This is a genomic window from Bacillus sp. SIMBA_008 (assembly GCF_046535495.1).
Classification (GTDB): Bacteria; Bacillota; Bacilli; order Bacillales; family Bacillaceae; genus Bacillus; species Bacillus subtilis.
This window is the reverse complement of the sequence record NZ_JAWRWL010000820.1, coordinates 1-256: the sequence shown is the minus strand read 5'-3', so window position 1 is coordinate 256 and position 256 is coordinate 1. Positions and strand designations below refer to the sequence as shown.

The window sequence follows — 256 nt, the reverse complement described above, 5'->3', positions numbered from 1 at the left end:
GCCAGACGGATGCCGGGGGAGGAGCGAACATCGGGCGCGGAGTGGGACCCGGCGCGCGTTCTCCGAAGCGCGACACCAGGAACCGCCAGGCGCCGAACGCCTGCACCGCCGTGACCTTCTGCTCGAGGATCGAGCCGACGAGAGCGTCGAAGATCTCATCGGTGCGCGTGAGACGGATGCCGGGGTGGCGCCGGGCGACCTCGGCGATGAGCGGATGCCGCGACGCGTCGAAGCCCGTGGGATCGTCGCGCGCGCC

General features: G+C 72.3%; 1 protein-coding gene. It reads right to left on the bottom strand.

All coding sequences use genetic code 11. The annotated features are described in order from the left end of the window. Nucleotides 1–256 (bottom strand): DNA glycosylase family protein (locus SB658_RS25610; protein ID WP_410603266.1); only part of this gene is annotated, 256 nt, incomplete at both ends.